Source organism: Microbacterium sp. CBA3102 (assembly GCF_007954505.1).
Taxonomy (GTDB): Bacteria; Actinomycetota; Actinomycetes; order Actinomycetales; family Microbacteriaceae; genus Microbacterium; species Microbacterium aurugineum.
The window spans coordinates 2249458-2264102 of sequence record NZ_CP042412.1 but is presented as its reverse complement, the minus strand read 5'-3'; the positions used below and the strand labels follow the sequence as shown (position 1 = coordinate 2264102).

Sequence of the window (14645 nt, the reverse complement as noted above, 5' to 3'; positions counted from 1 at the left end):
CCGAACACAGCGGCTCAGGACTCCGGCGGGTAGATCGGCTCATCGGGCCGAGGCTCCGCGAGCAACGGCACCGCCGCCGTGATCGTCGCGACCGCATCGGCACCCGCAGAGTCGGCGGGCGCCCTGTCCGCACGACGATCGGCGAGCGGGGCGGGGGCTCCGCCGGTCACGGCCTGTTCGACTGCGGCCTCGGTATCGAGCACGCGGGACGCCGCGACCTGTTCCGCTGCGAGCTCGGCATAGAGACCGCCGAGCGCGAGGAACTCGGTGTGCGTGCCGGACTCGACGATGCGCCCGGCTTCGAGGACGTGGATCACATCCGCCCCCATCACGGTCGACAGTCGATGCGCGATCGACAGCGTGGTCCGTCCCTTCGCGGCCTCATCCAGCGCCTCCTGCACGACACGTTCCGAGACGGTGTCGAGAGCGGAGGTCGCCTCGTCGAGGAGCAGGACCGGCGGATCCTTGAGCAGCACGCGGGCGATCGCGATGCGTTGCTTCTCGCCACCGGACAGCCGGTACCCGCGCTCGCCCACGACGGTGTCGTAGCCCTGCTCGAAGCCGGCGATGATGTGGTGGATGTTGGCAGCCGTGCAGGCCGCGATCAGTTCGTCCTCGGTCGCATCCGGCTTGGCATAGCGAAGGTTCTCGCGGATGGTGGCGTGGAAGAGATACGTCTCCTGCGACACGATGCCCACGTGGTCGATGATCGACTCCTGGGAGAGTTCCCGGACATCGGCACCGGCGAACAGCACGGCGCCCCCCTTGGCTTCATACAGACGCGGAGCCAGGTAGAGGATCGTGGTCTTGCCTGCGCCGGACGGTCCGACGAAGGCGACGTGCTGTCCCGGTTCCGCGACGAACGAGACCCCGTCCAAGGTCGCACGTGCCTCGGCGGACGCGTCCGGGTAACGGAAGACGACGTCGACGAATTCGAGCCTTCCGCGCGGACCCGGAGCCTGGTCGACTGTGATCGCGTCGGGGGCATCCTGGATCTCGGGCACCAGGTCGAGGTACTCGAAGATGCGCGCGAACAATGCCGAAGAGGTCTGCACGTCGAGGGAGACACGCATCAGTCCCATCAACGGCATGAGCAGTCGCGCCTGCACCGTCGTGAACGCGACCACGGTTCCTGCGGTGATGGCCCCGGTTCCGCCCGCGATCAGATACCCCGAGACGAGGTAGATGACGGCGGGCACACTGGCCATGAGCACCTGCACGACCGCGAAGAAGCCCTGACCGCTCATCGCCCTCCGCACCTGCAGGACGACCTGGTTGCGGTTCTCCGCCTGATAGCGCTCGGACTCCGTGCGCTGGCGGTTGAACGCCTTCGACAGCAGCATCCCCGACACGCTCAGCGTCTCCTGCGTGATCGAGGTCAGTTCGGAGAGGGATTCCTGCGTCTCGCCGGCGATCCGCGCACGCACCTGGCCCACACGGCGCTGGACGAAGATGAGGAACGGCATCATGACGACGGCGATGAGCGTCAGACGCCAATCGATCAGGATCATGGCGACGAGCGAGGCGATGACGGTGACGACGTTGCCCAGGATGCTGGTGACGGTGTTGGTCAGCACGCCCGAGACCCCGCCGACGTCGTTCTGCAGCCGGGACTGGATGACCCCCGTCTTGGTGCGGGTGAAGAAGCCGAGTTCCATCGCTTGCAGGTGCTCGAAGAGTTTGACCCGCAGATCGCCCGTCACGTTGTTGCCGACCGTGGACGTCAGCCAGGTCTGGGCGACACCGAGCACCGCGGAGAGCAGGAACAGGCCGACCATCGCGGCGACGAGCCAGGCCAGCAGCTCGGGGTGCGGGCCTCCCCCGGCGACGGGGAACAGCGCGTCGTCGAAGATGCGCTGCACGATCAGGGGCGGGACGACGGCGATCGCGGCGCCGACGATGACGAGGATCCCCGTGAAGAAGATGCGCCAGCGATAGGCGCTGAAGAGCGAGACCACCCGCGAACCCAGCCCGGCGATCCGTGGCGCCTCGGCGTTCAGCTTCCGCTGCGCGTCTTCGTCGACTCCGCGGAACCCACCGCGGTGTCCGCCGCCCATGCCGCCGCCCATGCTCATGGCGCCAGCGTACCCACGCGCGGGGACATCACGGCCCGCGCACCCGTCCTCCACGGATATCTGTGAGTTCGGAATGAAATGTCGGCGATTGCCGTTACGCTGATTGACTCTTGCGAACTCTCGCGAATTCCGTTTCTTCTTCGCCCTGGAGGCCGCCCATGTCTGCCGTCGATACCGGCTCCATCTCGACGACCCCCGCGACGGCAGGGGGCGAGATCTCCCGCACCGACATGCGCGTGATCTGGCTGCTGCTCGTCGCCGCCTTCGTCGCGATCCTCAACGAGACCACGATGGGGATCGCGATCCCCCACCTGAACACCGACCTGGGCATCCCGCCCGAGCTCGGCCAGTGGCTCACGAGCGCGTTCATGCTCACGATGGCAGTCGTGATCCCGACCACGGGCTTCATCCTGCAGCGGTTCACCACGCGCCAGGTCTTCATCGCCGCGATGACCGCGTTCTCGCTCGGCACCCTCGTGGCCCTCGTCGCACCCGGCTTCACCGTGCTGCTGGTCGGTCGCGTTATCCAGGCCGCCGGCACCGGCATCATGATGCCGCTGCTGATGACGACGATCATGAACGTCGTGCCACCGCAGTCGCGTGGCCGCATGATGGGCCGTGTCGGCCTCGTGATCTCGCTCGCTCCGGCGATCGGTCCGACCCTCGCCGGTGCCGTGCTCGAGTTCGCCAGCTGGCGCGCACTCTTCGGGATCATCCTGCCGATCTCGCTGATCGCCCTCCTCATGGGCGTGAAGTGGATGACGAACCTGGGTGAGACCCGGTCCGTCCCGCTCGACATCCTCTCGATCCCGCTCGCAGCGCTCGGCTTCGGCGGCGTCGTGTTCGGGCTCAGCCAGTTCGGTGCCGAGGGCGGATCGGGTGAGACCGCCGGCATCATCTCGCTGATCGTCGGTGCGCTGTCGCTGGGGCTGTTCGTCTGGCGTCAGCTCCTGCTGCAGCGCATCGATGACGCACTGCTCGATCTGCGCGTCTTCCGCTCCCGCAACTTCACGCTGTCCGTGATCATCATGTCGATCCTGGCGCTGTCGATGTTCGGCACCCTGACGCTCCTGCCGCAGTACCTGCAGAACGTCGCCGGGCTCAACCCGCTCCAGTCCGGCCTGATCCTCCTCCCCGGTTCCCTGCTGATGGGACTGCTCGGACCGATCATGGGCCGTGTCTACGACGCCCGCGGCACTCGCCCGCTGCTCATCCCCGGCACGATCCTGGTCTCGTCGTCGCTGTTCTTCTACTCGACGGTCGGCGAACACACCATCTGGTGGGCGCTCATCATCGTCCAGGCGGCCATGTCGGTCGGGCTGGCGATGTCGTTCACGCCGCTGTTCTCCGCCTCGCTGGGTTCGCTGCAGCGCTCCCTGTACTCCCACGGTTCCGCGGTGTTGAACACCCTGCAGCAGGTTGCCGGGGCTACAGGAGTCGCCCTGCTGCTGGTGACCTACTCCACGATCCTGCATGCCGGAGAGCAGGAGGGCCTGTCGACCGCGGTCGCGGGTGCTCCCGGTGCTCGCACGGCGTTCCTGATCGCGGCGTTCATCTCGCTCGCAGCCGTGGCGCTGAGCCCGTTCGTCCGCAAGCCTTCCGACGACGCCGGGGAGGCACTCCCCGGCGGACACTGACCGTTCGGAGGCTGCCCTCGATGGCGTCTGTCGCTTACTCGCTCTTCGGCGCGGGGAACTGGCAGACGCCATTGCTGCAGTAGCCCGCAGCGTCGCCCTCGAGGAGGTTCAGGGAGTCCAGGAGCGGTTGCAGCCCGGCGGGCTCGTCCTGCTGCACGGAATCCTGCCGCGTGTTCTTCATCCCTCGATGCTACGCCTGTCGGGAAGGGGTGGCGCCGGATCCGCACGGTCGGACATGCCCGCAGATCGACCGCGGTTCTCCCGTACGGTTGAGGGATGGTCAAACGACTCCTCGCCCGCATGTTCTGGGCGTTCAGCAGATGGACGCTCGTGAGCGAGGCAGCGCCGACGCGGCCGACCGTTCTGGTCGGCGCTCCGCATACGTCCAACTGGGACTTCGTGCTGATGCTGGCGATCGCCTGGCGACTCGGCATCGACGTGCATTGGCTCGGCAAGAAGAGCCTCTTCCGTGGATGGCGCGGTCCGATCATGCGTGGGCTCGGCGGAATCCCCGTCGACCGCGCCGACCCCGCGAGGGTGGTCAACGACGTCGTGGGCCAGGTGCACGCGGGTACCGTCTTCGGGCTCGTCGTGACACCTGACGGCACCCGAGGCGGCAACGAGTACTGGAAGTCGGGGTTCTATCGGATCGCTCGCGAGACAGGTATGCCGGTGACGCTCGGCTTCGTGGATCGCACGACCATGACGAGCGGGCTCGGTCCGACCATCGATCTGACCGGCGATGTGGCGGCCGACATGGATCGGATCCGAGCGTTCTACGCGGACAAGGCCGGCGCGCGGCCCGAACGTCGCACCGAACCACGGCTGCGCGAGGAAGGCGCCGAGACCACGGAGCCCGACGCCGCGTAGGCGCGGGTTCCTGCGATCAGCCCGTCTCCGCGGGGTGTGCACGGGCGTACTCGAGATCCTCGTCACTCAAGGACTCCACCATCCCGACGACAGCACCGGTGATCACGCGGATCTCCTCGCGCACCGCCTCGTCGAGGTGCGGGGTGTCGGCGTCGAGCACGGCCCGTCGCCCGTCTTCGGAGAGTTCAGGCCACCAGTCGCGGATCGGAGGGAGCGTCATCATGCCTTCTTTCGTTCCACGGATGCAAGCGTCTGGACAGCGGCCGAGCGGGGAAACCACACTGAGACCATGACATCAGATCCTTCGGGTGGAGGGAACGGTCTCGACGGCCGTCACGAGACCGCGAACGAGCGGGCCGATCGCAACTGGGAAGAGCTTCTTCAGGAGCTTCGCGTCATGCAGACGGGGACCCAGATCCTCACCGGCTTCCTCCTCGCGGTCGCCTTCCAGCCACGCTTCACCGACATGGACGCGCTCCAGCGCGATCTCTACGTCGTGCTCGTCGCGCTCGCGGCGGTGGCGACGATTCTCGCTCTCGCACCCGTGGGGATGCACCGCGCACTGTTCGGTCGGCGTCGCAAGCCGGAGCTGGTGCGGATCGCGGCGCGGATCGTCCGCATCGACCTCGTCGTGATCGGCGCGCTGACCATCGGCGTGACGACGCTGATCATCGACTTCACGGTCAACCGCGTCGCCGGCATCATCGCGCTCATCGCGGCGCTGGTCCTCGTGACGGCGCTGTGGGCGGCGCTTCCGCGGATCATGCGCGGCAGCGCCCACGCCCGCGGAGCCGCCGCCGAGTGACGGCCCCGCGGTACCCGCAGTCAGCGTCCTGCCGGGCTCCGGTTCTCTGCGCTGACCATCCATGCGAACTGCTCGAGCCGTTCGATGATGGCGTGCAAGAGGTCCGCAGAGGTCGGGTCCTCCTCGTCGACGGCGTCATGCACGTCTCGTGCTGTTCCGACCGCCGCCTCCAGTCGCTCCGTGACGAGGTCGATCGTCTCGGTGGTCGAGACCTCGCCGGCGGGGAACTCGGGAAGCGAGCTCGTCTTCGCGATGGTCGCACTGCGCCCGTCGGGGACGGCATGCAAGGCCCGCATGCGCTCCGCGATCGTGTCGCTGAAGGTGCGTGCATCGTCGATGATCTCGTCGAGCTGGCGGTGCGTGTCGCGGAAGTTGCGCCCCACGACGTTCCAGTGCGCCTGCTTTCCCTGGATCGCGAGATCGAGCAGATCGACGAGCACGGCCTGCAGGTTGTCCGCAAGGGTCTTCGAAGCTGTGAAGCCCTTCTCCGCGTTCTGCTGCCTGGTCGTCTTCGCCGCGCGCTTCGTCGAGTCGCCGGCCTTCTTGGTGGTCGTGCTTTTCGCCATGATGTACCTCCTGTGGCTGACGTTAATCCGGCGCGCAGCCGAGAGCGAGGGGGTTGACACCGCGGGGGCGGAACCCGGAATCTGACACGCGTGAGTGACGCGGACATCGTGAACGAAGACCAGGAAAAGACGCAATCGGAGATCGTCATCTCTCCGATCAGCGATGAGGACGCCGGCGAGGTGCTGACGGTGCAACGCGCTGCCTTCGTCTCGGAAGCCGCCATCTACGGCAGTGTCGACATGCCGCCCCTGACCCAGACGCTCTCCGAGTTGGAAGCAGAGCTGCGCTCCGAGTCGGGACTGACCGCGCGCATCGACGGGCGCCTCGTCGGCGCCATCCGCTACGTCGAGAGAGACGGTCTGCTGCTGATCGGCAGGATCGCGATCGCACCGGACGTGCAGGGCGAGGGAATCGGCAGACTACTGCTCGAGAGCGCCGAGAGGGCGTCCGGAGCGGACGTCGCGGAGCTGTTCACGGGGAGCTTGAGCGAAGCGAACATCCGCCTCTACCGATCGTGCGGGTATGAGGAGCACGAGCGCGTTCCGGACGGCGACGGCACCGCGCAGGTGTTCCTCCGCAAGAACCTGCGAGCAGGGTAAGAGTCTCCTCCGAGGACGCGCAAGGGGGTTGAGAGCATTCCCGACGTCGGGCATCGTAGCCAGGACATGTCGCGACCGCGGCATGCCCCAACCGGAAGGAGAGTCTCGTGCTCACCCTCACCGACAACGCCTCCGCAATCGTGACGACTCTCGTCAGCCGTCAGACGGACGCCCCGGACGCCGGGCTCCGCATCCACTCGACCGAGGCCCAGGGCCCGGAGGGCAGTGCACGTCTCGCCGTGCTCGTCGCCACCGACCCGGAGCCGCAGGACCAGGTCGTGGAGGTCGCCGGTACCCGGCTGTTCCTCGACGAGTCCGCTGTCGCCGCCCTCGACGACAAGATCCTCGATGCCGGCGTCGACGACGAAGGCTCCGTGTCGTTCGCCGTCACACCGCAGGTCGCCTGACCGAAGGATTCCGGATGCCGCGGCCGACTCGGCCGCGGCATCCGTCTGTCTGCACCGCGTAACCTGGAGCGAGCTCGCACGCCCGTGTGCGCAGTCGAAAGGCCATCGTGAAGATTTCCCTGCTCCGCCGCTTCGTCGTCCTCGCGGACGAACTGCACTTCCCGCGCGCGGCGGAGAAGCTCGGCATCCCGCTGGCTTCTCTCTACACTTCGATCGACAAACTCGAGGCCGAGGTGGGTCACCCGATCGTCCATCGCGACGGGCCCACGCGTTTGACGCCCGTCGGCGAACTTCTGCTGGTGGAGGCGCGGGCCGAGGTGGCCGCCGCACCGGAGCCGGTGCGCAGCGCCCCTGCCCCGGCCGGAGGCAAGGCCAAAGCCTCGAAGGGCAAGGGCCGGGCGCCCGCGGTGAAGGGGCAGCCGAAGCCGTACAAGAAGCGTCAGGGGCGCTGAGCGCCCGTCAGGGGCTCAATCCCAGTCGAGGTACTCCTCGATGACGACCGCGGTCTCGATCGGGTGTGTCATCGGGAACAGGTGATCAGCGCCGTCGATGCTCTTGACGCTCGCGCGCTCGGGTGCCGTGGACTGCAGCTGCTCACCGTTGGCGAACCGATTGGCGAGGTCCTTGGTGCCCTGGATGATCAGCACGGGCATCACCGGCGCGAGAGGCAGGTCGTTCTCTTCGACACCGAGCAGTGCGAGACCGTTCACCCGGTCGGCGTGCGCCAAGGCGAAGGCCCGTGCGACCGTGCCGCCGAAGCCGTGCCCGCCGATCCAGGTATCACCCAACCCGACGTGGTCGATCACGGCGAGGGCGTCCTCGACCCGATCGTCGAGGGAGACCTCTTCGCGCTTGGCCTCGGCTCGATGGCCGATGCGCAGCACGTGGAATCCCGCTTCCTCGGCGAGGTAGTGCGCCACGACACCGAGGACGTCCGCCGCCAGATCGCGCTCCTGGATCAGGACGAGCTTGACAGGACCGTCGCCTTCATCGACGAACGGGATCGCGCGACCGTCGGGTTCGAAGATCTGGGTGTCGGTCATCGGCGTGAATCTCCTCGTGCCGTCGGTGTCAGGAACTCAGGCGGGACGTCCACGGCGGACGCCAGCGACCGGACCGCGGCCGGAGCCACCGTCCTCCAGCCTAGCCGCATGTTCTCTCCGGCCGACGCTGCCGCTCAGACCTCCGTCACCTGCCCGGCCTTCACCCGCCAGTGCCGGTCGGTCTTCACGGTCGCGAGCATTCGACGGTCGTGGGTGACGAGCAGCAGAGTGCCCTCGTAGGACTCGAGCGCCTGTTCGAGCTGCTCGATCGCGGGCAGGTCGAGGTGGTTCGTCGGCTCGTCGAGCACGAGCAGGTTGACGCCCCGCGCCTGCAGCAGCGCCAGTCCTGCGCGGGTGCGTTCCCCGGGCGAGAGCTCATCGACGGCGCGCATCACGTGATCGGCTTTGAGACCGAACTTCGCGAGGAGCGTGCGCACCTCCCCGGACGCCATCTCCGGCACGAGTTCCTCGAAGGCGCCGGCGAGCGGCTGCGTGCCGACGAGCTGCGCACGGGCCTGGTCGATCTCGCCGATCTGCACGCTCGCACCGAGGCTCGCCGTTCCCTCATCGGGGAGTTGCCGCCCGAGCAGCCCGCGCAGCAGCGTCGATTTCCCGGCGCCGTTCGGGCCGGTGATGCCGATCCGCTCGCCCGCGTTCACCTGGAGCGACACCGGGCCGAGCTGGAAGGATCCCTGTCGGAAGACGGCGGAACTCAGCGTGGATACCACCGAGCTGGAACGCGGCGCCGAACCGATCGTGAACTCGAGCTGCCACTCCTTGCGCGGCTCCTCGACCTCTTCGAGCCGAGCGATCCTGCTCTCCATCTGACGCACCTTCTGCGCCTGCTTCTCACTCGACTCCGCAGAGGCCTTGCGTTTGATCTTGTCGTTGTCGGGCGCCTTCTTCATCGCGTTGCGCACGCCCTGGCTCGACCACTCACGCTGGGTGCGGGCTCGGGCGACGAGGTCGGCCTTCTTGTCCGCGAACTCGTCGTACTTCTCACGCTGGTGTCGACGGATCGTCGCCCGCTCCTCCAAGTACGAGTCGTAGCCGCCACCGAACACGCGGTTGCTCCCCTGCGCGAGATCGAGCTCCAGGACGCGGGTGACGCATCGGGCGAGGAACTCGCGATCGTGGCTGACCACGACGACACCCCCGCGGAGGCCGCGCACGAACGCCTCCAGCCGCTCGATGCCGTCGAGGTCGAGATCGTTCGTCGGCTCGTCCAGCAGCGCGATGTCGAAGCGCGACAGCAGCAGTGCGGCCAGACCGACGCGCGCCGCTTGTCCGCCCGACAGCGATGTCATCAGCGTGTGGGCCGGATCCTCGCCCAGATCGAGGCCGAGGTCGGCGAGCACTGCCGGAAGCCGCTCTTCGAGGTCTGCCGCCCCGCTGGCCAGCCAACGATCCAGCGCGGCCGAGTAGGTGTCGGCGGGGTCTGTGCCAGGCGCAGCGAGCGACGGATCCCCGAGGGCCGCTGCGGCAGCATCCATGTCTCTGGTCGCCGCCGCACACCCAGTCCGGCGTCCGATGTAGTCGACCACGCTCTCACCCGCGACGCGCTCGTGTTCCTGCGGGAGCCATCCGACGAAGGCATCCGCCGGCGAGAGCCGAATGGTCCCGGCCTGCGGCTCGTCGACACCGGCCAGCAGCTTCAGGAGGGTCGACTTCCCTGCGCCGTTGGCCCCGACGAGGCCCACGACATCACCCGCGGTGACGGTCAGGTCGAGGGAGTCGAACAGGGTGCGGTGGCCGTACCCGCCGGCCAGCCCTTGGGCCACGAGTGTTGCGGTCATCCGTCAATCCTGTCACCCGTGCGGATGGTGCACGGACGCGGTTCCTCCGACAGCGGTGACGACATTCGATCTCTCGAGTCGTCGCGTCAGCACGAGTGCGATCGTGAGAGGCACCGCAGCCACGACCCCGAAGGAGATGTCGATGAGCTGCCAGCCGATCGGCAGACCACGGATGGCTCCGGCGATCACCGCCAGCGGGACGATACCCGCGCACATGATGAGGCCCCAGATGGTCACCCACACGTTGCGCACTGGATCGATGAGCGGACCGATGAAGGCCACCGCGATGGCCAAGTGCGCGAACGCCAGCCAATCCGTGCCATAGGCCAGGAACGGATACGCGCTCCCGGTGACGTCGAGCCCTTCCGCTACCCGCTGCACCCAGAAGGCGACGTCGGGGAAGGTCGCGCTGAGGCCCGTGTTGTTCAGGATGTCGCGCCCGAGCGACAACTCTTCGCGGAGCGGGAAGGCGGTGACCCCGCTCACCACGAGCCCGACGATGACGATGACCAGGCAGACACGGATGACCAGCGCGCGGCGTCTCCCGAGCGCGGCGGGATACGAATCCGGTGTCTCGACTTCCATCACTACCTCCCGGTTTCGCCGAGCTCCGGTGTCGGCCGGGTCTCATCGATCACCATGGGTCCTCCGACCGGTGGGAGTCAGTTGTGGTGGCGGAACCCCACCGAGTTCCACCACTAAAGGCTGCGCTACGCAGCCTGAAGTGGTTTGATCGCCGCGATCTGCTCGGCGGCACGATCCTCAGCCAGATCCAGTTCGTAGCGCGTCTGAAGATTGAGCCAGAACTGTGCCGAGACACCGAAGTATCGCGCAAGCCGCAGGGCGGTATCAGCCGAGATCCCCCGCTTGCCGTGCACGATCTCATTGATCCGACGCGGCGGCACACCGATGGCGACAGCGAGCTTGTTCTGCGTGATCTCGAAACCCTTGATGAAGTCCTCCATGAGGACCTCACCCGGGTGAATCGGGGGAATCTTGTCAGTGGTAGTCAACGATCTCCACCTCCTCTGGGCCAGCGTCGGTCCACACGAAGCAGATCCGCCACTGGTCATTGACTCTGATGCTGTATTGGCCGGCTCGATCACCCTTCAGAGCTTCCAGCCGGTTTCCTGGCGGGAGACGAAGATCGTCAATCGATTCTGCAGACCCCACTTGCCGAAGCTTGCGCAACGCCACCGAGAGGATCCGAGGATCGACCGACGGTACGCGCTCACGACGCCACAGACGTTCGGTCGCCTTGCTCCCGAACGATCTGATCACACCCAAGAATATAACGGATCCCGTTAATAACGCTAGACGTTATACCGGGACCCCGCGACGTGCCGTAACCAAGCAGCCTCATAGGATCGCCGGATTCGCGGCACGCCTTCGCCTATTCGGCCACCCCGCTATTCACAAGCGTTGATTGGGAGCGTACGGTCGGTAACGTTGCCGACTGGGTGACGCTCGGAGCGAACTCGACCTGAATGAGTCTCATCGGATACGTACTTTCGCCCGATAGCAGCCCGGCGCACGTCGACGGTGGAGAGCAGCGACGCCGTGTAGCTTCGTCAATTGGCTCGATCCCGGGAAGGCGAACACGCGGCACCGTCTGCACGCGCATTGCCTCGATCCGCCGTGGCTCGGATCGAGGCGATGCGAGTGGTGATCAGTCGATCACGGAGCGGACGATGTCCGCGATCCGCTCCTGCGTGGTGGAGTCGACGTGATCTTGTCGATCACCTCGGCCAGGTTCTGTCACATGGAAGCGAAACGGTGGCATACCACCGCGATCAGGCCAACAGAACCTGTCACTGTCACGCCGGTGTCGAAATGAGCCGCGCCCGTTCGTGGTCCTGATAGCCGGATGCAACGATTCCGGCCCGATCAGGAAGGGCCTCCTCCATGTTTATGGATCCGATGTTGACGATCATCTATCACCAGGCCGAGACCCGGCGGGCCATGGTTGAGGCGGAGCGACGTCGCGTTGCCGCTGAACGCAGGGCGGCCGCCGAGGCCGAGGGCCCGCGGCGAAAGTCTTCCGACCGCACACCGATCCGGCGGCTTTTCCGGAAGACTGTCGCAAGCTGAACGGCCCGCTCGGAGTATATGCAGCGAGGAGATGATGGCGATGCCGGAACCCCGGGACGACACTCGGGATGTCGCGACGGTGATCACGCGCACGCATCGGGAGGAGTGGGCGCGGATCGTCGCGGGACTCACGCGGCGGTTCGGAGACCTCGACCTGGCCGAGGAGATGACCGCGGAGGCGTTCGCGACCGCTGTCGAGCATTGGCCAGCACACGGCATACCGCCGAACCCTGCCGGGTGGGTGACCACGACAGCGAATCGCAGGGCGATCGACCGGCTGCGACGTGAGGCGCGTCGAGACGAGAAGCACTGGGAGGCGCTGCGGCTGCACGATCCGGAACCCGCCGCCCCGACCGGCGCCATCGAGGATGATCGGCTTCGGCTGCTGTTCATCTGCTGCCATCCGGCGCTCTCGCTCGACGCGCGCGTCGCGCTGACCTTGAGGATCGTCGGCGGGCTCACCGTCGCCGAGATCGCCCACGCGTTCCTCGTGCAGGACACGACCATGGGTCAGCGGATCAGCCGGGCTAAAGCGAAGCTCAAGGCGGCCGGCGTCCCCTTCGCGATCCCCACGGCGGAGGACCTCCCCGAGCGCATCGATGCCGTCCTCGTTGTGCTGTATCTCGTCTTCAACGAGGGATACCTCGCTTCCGGCCCCGACACGCCCGCGATCCGGCGCGAGCTGACCGCCGAGGGGATCCGACTCACCCGGCTCGCACAGGGACTCCGTCCTGACGATGCCGAGGTGGTCGGTCTGCTCGCGTTGATGCTGCTCACCGACGCCCGCTCTCAGGCCCGCGTCTCGGTCGACGGTGAGCTGGTGCGGCTCGATGAGCAGGATCGGGGGTCCTGGGATCGAGAGTTGATCGCTGAGGGTCTGCAATTGCTCGGATCACGGGAGGCTGATGAGCCCTCCGGCAGATACCGGCTACTCGCGGAGATCAATGCCGCCCACGTGACCGCCCCGCACCCGCGTGACACCGACTGGGCGCGCATCGCGAGCCTCTACTCCCGGCTCGAGGAGATCGACCCGAGTCCACTCGTCACCCTCAACAAGGCCATCGCGATCTCCGAACACGACTCACCCGACCTCGCTCTCGCGATCATCGACCGACTCGCCGACGCGCTCGACAGCCACCACGCCTTCCACGTCACCCGTGCGGAACTGCTGCGCGCGACCGGCCGCTCCGCCGACGCCCGAGCGGCCTATGACCGCGCAATCGGTCTGGCCGCGAACACCGCCGAGACCACTCACCTCATCCGCCGACGGAATCAGCTCGCACCATCGAATGGAGAACTCTCATGAGCAGCAAGTACCTCGTCATCCACATGTCCGACCCCACCGGCACCGATCTGACCCAATCCGAGGACCAGGCGATGCTCGAACGCTGGGCTGCCGAGGGCGAAGCGGCGGGACGTCTGGGTGAGGGGGCACCGGTCGCGGGTCCCGAGCAGGCGAAGTCCGTCGTCGTCCGTGACGGCCGCGCCCTGATCACCGACGGCCCGTTCCCCGAGTTCAAGGAGTGGTTCGCCGGCTACGACCTCATCACCGCCGATTCGATCGACGAAGCCGCCGAGTACATGACGAGGCATCCGGTCGCGACCCTCGGCCGCATCTACATCCTGCCGCAGGTGAGACTGCCGTGGGATCAGGAGTGATCGTCACCAAGAATGACGCTAGTTGTTGAAGCGGAACTCCACGACGTCGCCGTCCTGCATGACGTAGTCCTTGCCTTCGAGGCGCGCCTTGCCCTTGGCGCGGGCTTCCACGACGGAGCCCGTCTCGACCAGGTCGTCGAACGAGACGATCTCCGCCTTGATGAAGCCCTTCTCGAAGTCGGTGTGGATGACACCGGCCGCCTGCGGCGCCTTTGAACCCTTGGGGATCGTCCACGCACGAGCCTCCTTCGGACCGGCCGTGAGGTAGGTCTGCAGGCCGAGGGTGTCGAAGCCGATGCGGGCGAGCTGGTCCAGGCCCGACTCGTCCTGGCCGGTCGACGCGAGCAGTTCTGCCGCATCCTCCGGATCGAGGTCGATGAGCTCGGACTCGATCTTCGCGTCGAGGAAGATCGCCTTCGCGGGAGCGACGAGAGCGGCGAGCTCCGCCTTGCGCGCATCGTCGGTCAGCACGGCCTCGTCGACGTTGAACACGAAGATGACGGGCTTCGAGGTGAGCAGACCGAGTTCCCGGATCGGCGTCAGATCGATGCCGGCGACCGACAGCAGCACGCCACGCTCCAGAGCGTCCTTCGCCGCCTTCGCGGTCTCGAGCACGACGGGCTCGATCTTCTTGCCGCGGACTTCCTTCTCGTACCGGGTGATCGCCTTGTCGACGGTCTCCAGGTCGGCGAGCATGAGCTCGGCGTTGATCGTCTCCATGTCGGACGCGGGATTCACCGTGCCGTCGACGTGCACGACGTCGTCGTCGGCGAACCCACGGACGACCTGTGCGATGGCATCGGCCTCGCGGATGTTCGCGAGGAACTTGTTGCCGAGTCCCTCACCTTCGCTCGCGCCGCGCACGATGCCCGCGATGTCGACGAACGAGACCGCAGCGGGGAGGATCCGCTCGCTGCCGAAGATCTCGGCGAGCTTCTCCAGACGCGGGTCGGGCAGGTTCACCACGCCGACGTTGGGCTCGATCGTCGCGAACGGATAGTTCGCCGCGAGCACGTCGTTCTTGGTGAGTGCATTGAAGAGGGTGGACTTGCCGACGTTGGGCAGGCCGACGATACCTATGGATAAGTTTGGCATG

At 66.8% G+C, this 14645-nt stretch carries 18 protein-coding genes; 8 read left to right on the top strand and 10 right to left on the bottom strand.

The genetic code is table 11. The features are described from left to right. Positions 1 to 14 precede the first annotated feature (14 nt). Positions 15 to 2069: an ABC transporter ATP-binding protein gene (locus FGL91_RS10825; protein WP_153244728.1), complete on the bottom strand. Its 2055-nt coding sequence runs from the start codon at positions 2067 to 2069 to the stop codon at positions 15 to 17. A 164-nt stretch (positions 2070 to 2233) separates the two neighbouring features. Here FGL91_RS10825 and FGL91_RS10820 point away from each other — a divergent pair, with 164 nt between their 5' ends. After that, a complete protein-coding gene (locus FGL91_RS10820) occupies positions 2234 to 3712 on the top strand; it encodes a DHA2 family efflux MFS transporter permease subunit (RefSeq protein WP_153243827.1) in 1479 nt (492 codons plus the stop codon). Positions 3713 to 3746: 34 nt separating this feature from the next. Here the strand turns inward: FGL91_RS10820 and FGL91_RS18925 are convergent, their stop codons facing one another. Further along, positions 3747 to 3893, bottom strand: a complete 147-nt coding sequence (locus FGL91_RS18925) for a hypothetical protein (RefSeq protein WP_166804714.1) — start codon at positions 3891 to 3893, stop codon at positions 3747 to 3749. Positions 3894 to 3988: 95 nt separating this feature from the next. Here FGL91_RS18925 and FGL91_RS10815 point away from each other — a divergent pair, with 95 nt between their 5' ends. Next, complete coding sequence (locus tag FGL91_RS10815) at positions 3989 to 4582, top strand: 1-acyl-sn-glycerol-3-phosphate acyltransferase (protein WP_153243826.1); 594 nt, start codon at positions 3989 to 3991, stop codon at positions 4580 to 4582. A 16-nt stretch (positions 4583 to 4598) separates the two neighbouring features. Here the strand turns inward: FGL91_RS10815 and FGL91_RS10810 are convergent, their stop codons facing one another. Further along, positions 4599 to 4805 carry a hypothetical protein gene (locus FGL91_RS10810; RefSeq protein WP_153243825.1) on the bottom strand — a complete coding sequence of 69 codons (207 nt, stop codon included), beginning with the start codon at positions 4803 to 4805 and terminating at the stop codon, positions 4599 to 4601. Between the two features lie 66 nt (positions 4806 to 4871). On the opposite strand from FGL91_RS10810, the gene FGL91_RS10805 reads away from it, so the two are divergent. Next, positions 4872 to 5387 (top strand): DUF6328 family protein, encoded by a 516-nt coding sequence (locus tag FGL91_RS10805; RefSeq protein ID WP_153243824.1) that lies wholly within the window; start codon positions 4872 to 4874, stop codon positions 5385 to 5387. A 20-nt stretch (positions 5388 to 5407) separates the two neighbouring features. Here FGL91_RS10805 and FGL91_RS10800 read toward each other — a convergent pair whose 3' ends face one another. After that, positions 5408 to 5953, bottom strand: coding sequence for a Dps family protein (locus FGL91_RS10800; RefSeq protein WP_134353324.1), 546 nt, complete (start codon positions 5951 to 5953; stop codon positions 5408 to 5410). 90 nt (positions 5954 to 6043) lie between these two features. Between FGL91_RS10800 and FGL91_RS10795 the strand changes: the two genes are divergently transcribed. From FGL91_RS10795 to FGL91_RS10785, 3 genes are all read left to right on the top strand, one after another. Next, complete coding sequence (locus tag FGL91_RS10795; protein ID WP_227991513.1) at positions 6044 to 6553, top strand: GNAT family N-acetyltransferase; 510 nt, start codon at positions 6044 to 6046, stop codon at positions 6551 to 6553. Positions 6554 to 6660: 107 nt separating this feature from the next. Continuing rightward, positions 6661 to 6960: a Fe-S cluster assembly protein HesB gene (locus FGL91_RS10790; RefSeq protein ID WP_047523232.1), complete on the top strand. Its 300-nt coding sequence runs from the start codon at positions 6661 to 6663 to the stop codon at positions 6958 to 6960. Between the two features lie 107 nt (positions 6961 to 7067). Then, positions 7068 to 7412, top strand: a complete 345-nt coding sequence (locus tag FGL91_RS10785) for a helix-turn-helix domain-containing protein (protein ID WP_153243823.1) — start codon at positions 7068 to 7070, stop codon at positions 7410 to 7412. A gap of 15 nt (positions 7413 to 7427) precedes the next feature. On the opposite strand, the gene FGL91_RS10780 is transcribed toward FGL91_RS10785, so the two are convergent. The 5 genes from FGL91_RS10780 to FGL91_RS10760 all read right to left on the bottom strand — a co-directional run bounded on the left by FGL91_RS10780 (position 7428) and on the right by FGL91_RS10760 (position 11080). Then, on the bottom strand, positions 7428 to 8003 hold the full coding sequence (locus FGL91_RS10780; RefSeq protein WP_131491875.1) for an alpha/beta fold hydrolase: 576 nt from the start codon (positions 8001 to 8003) through the stop codon (positions 7428 to 7430). Positions 8004 to 8137: 134 nt separating this feature from the next. Continuing rightward, the gene (locus FGL91_RS10775; protein ID WP_153243822.1) at positions 8138 to 9799 is read right to left on the bottom strand and encodes an ABC-F family ATP-binding cassette domain-containing protein; all 1662 of its coding nucleotides are present in this window, start codon (positions 9797 to 9799) and stop codon (positions 8138 to 8140) included. Between the two features lie 12 nt (positions 9800 to 9811). Beyond that, positions 9812 to 10384, bottom strand: a complete 573-nt coding sequence (locus FGL91_RS10770; RefSeq protein ID WP_153243821.1) for a hypothetical protein — start codon at positions 10382 to 10384, stop codon at positions 9812 to 9814. A gap of 125 nt (positions 10385 to 10509) precedes the next feature. Then, positions 10510 to 10812 (bottom strand): HigA family addiction module antitoxin, encoded by a 303-nt coding sequence (locus tag FGL91_RS10765; RefSeq protein WP_131491872.1) that lies wholly within the window; start codon positions 10810 to 10812, stop codon positions 10510 to 10512. Then, the gene (locus FGL91_RS10760) at positions 10799 to 11080 is read right to left on the bottom strand and encodes a type II toxin-antitoxin system RelE/ParE family toxin (RefSeq protein ID WP_081997026.1); all 282 of its coding nucleotides are present in this window, start codon (positions 11078 to 11080) and stop codon (positions 10799 to 10801) included. Before FGL91_RS10760 ends, FGL91_RS10765 begins: the two co-directional genes overlap by 14 nt. Positions 11081 to 11930: 850 nt before the next feature. Between FGL91_RS10760 and FGL91_RS10755 the strand changes: the two genes are divergently transcribed. Further along, positions 11931 to 13196, top strand: coding sequence for an RNA polymerase sigma factor (locus FGL91_RS10755; protein WP_153243820.1), 1266 nt, complete (start codon positions 11931 to 11933; stop codon positions 13194 to 13196). After that, positions 13193 to 13549, top strand: coding sequence for a YciI family protein (locus FGL91_RS10750; protein WP_131491869.1), 357 nt, complete (start codon positions 13193 to 13195; stop codon positions 13547 to 13549). The genes FGL91_RS10755 and FGL91_RS10750 overlap by 4 nt, the downstream gene beginning before the upstream one ends. Before the next feature lie 18 nt (positions 13550 to 13567). Here FGL91_RS10750 and ychF read toward each other — a convergent pair whose 3' ends face one another. Continuing rightward, a complete protein-coding gene (ychF, locus tag FGL91_RS10745) occupies positions 13568 to 14644 on the bottom strand; it encodes a redox-regulated ATPase YchF (protein WP_153243819.1) in 1077 nt (358 codons plus the stop codon). Between the last annotated feature and the right edge of the window lies 1 nt (position 14645).

Excerpts from the sequence above, each read along its gene's own strand:
- FGL91_RS10810 (WP_153243825.1), bottom strand. The coding sequence starts at position 4,805 with ATGATGACGCTCCCTCCGATCCGCGACTGGTGGCCTGAACTCTCCGAA.
- FGL91_RS10755 (WP_153243820.1), top strand. The coding sequence starts at position 11,931 with ATGCCGGAACCCCGGGACGACACTCGGGATGTCGCGACGGTGATCACG.
- FGL91_RS10805 (WP_153243824.1), top strand. The coding sequence starts at position 4,872 with ATGACATCAGATCCTTCGGGTGGAGGGAACGGTCTCGACGGCCGTCAC.
- FGL91_RS10780 (WP_131491875.1), bottom strand. The coding sequence starts at position 8,003 with ATGACCGACACCCAGATCTTCGAACCCGACGGTCGCGCGATCCCGTTC.
- FGL91_RS10820 (WP_153243827.1), top strand. The coding sequence starts at position 2,234 with ATGTCTGCCGTCGATACCGGCTCCATCTCGACGACCCCCGCGACGGCA.
- FGL91_RS10825 (WP_153244728.1), bottom strand. The coding sequence starts at position 2,069 with ATGGGCGGCGGCATGGGCGGCGGACACCGCGGTGGGTTCCGCGGAGTC.
- FGL91_RS10800 (WP_134353324.1), bottom strand. The coding sequence starts at position 5,953 with ATGGCGAAAAGCACGACCACCAAGAAGGCCGGCGACTCGACGAAGCGC.
- FGL91_RS10775 (WP_153243822.1), bottom strand. The coding sequence starts at position 9,799 with ATGACCGCAACACTCGTGGCCCAAGGGCTGGCCGGCGGGTACGGCCAC.
- FGL91_RS10815 (WP_153243826.1), top strand. The coding sequence starts at position 3,989 with ATGGTCAAACGACTCCTCGCCCGCATGTTCTGGGCGTTCAGCAGATGG.
- ychF (WP_153243819.1), bottom strand. The coding sequence starts at position 14,644 with ATGCCAAACTTATCCATAGGTATCGTCGGCCTGCCCAACGTCGGCAAG.
- FGL91_RS10770 (WP_153243821.1), bottom strand. The coding sequence starts at position 10,384 with ATGGAAGTCGAGACACCGGATTCGTATCCCGCCGCGCTCGGGAGACGC.
- FGL91_RS10750 (WP_131491869.1), top strand. The coding sequence starts at position 13,193 with ATGAGCAGCAAGTACCTCGTCATCCACATGTCCGACCCCACCGGCACC.
- FGL91_RS18925 (WP_166804714.1), bottom strand. The coding sequence starts at position 3,893 with ATGAAGAACACGCGGCAGGATTCCGTGCAGCAGGACGAGCCCGCCGGG.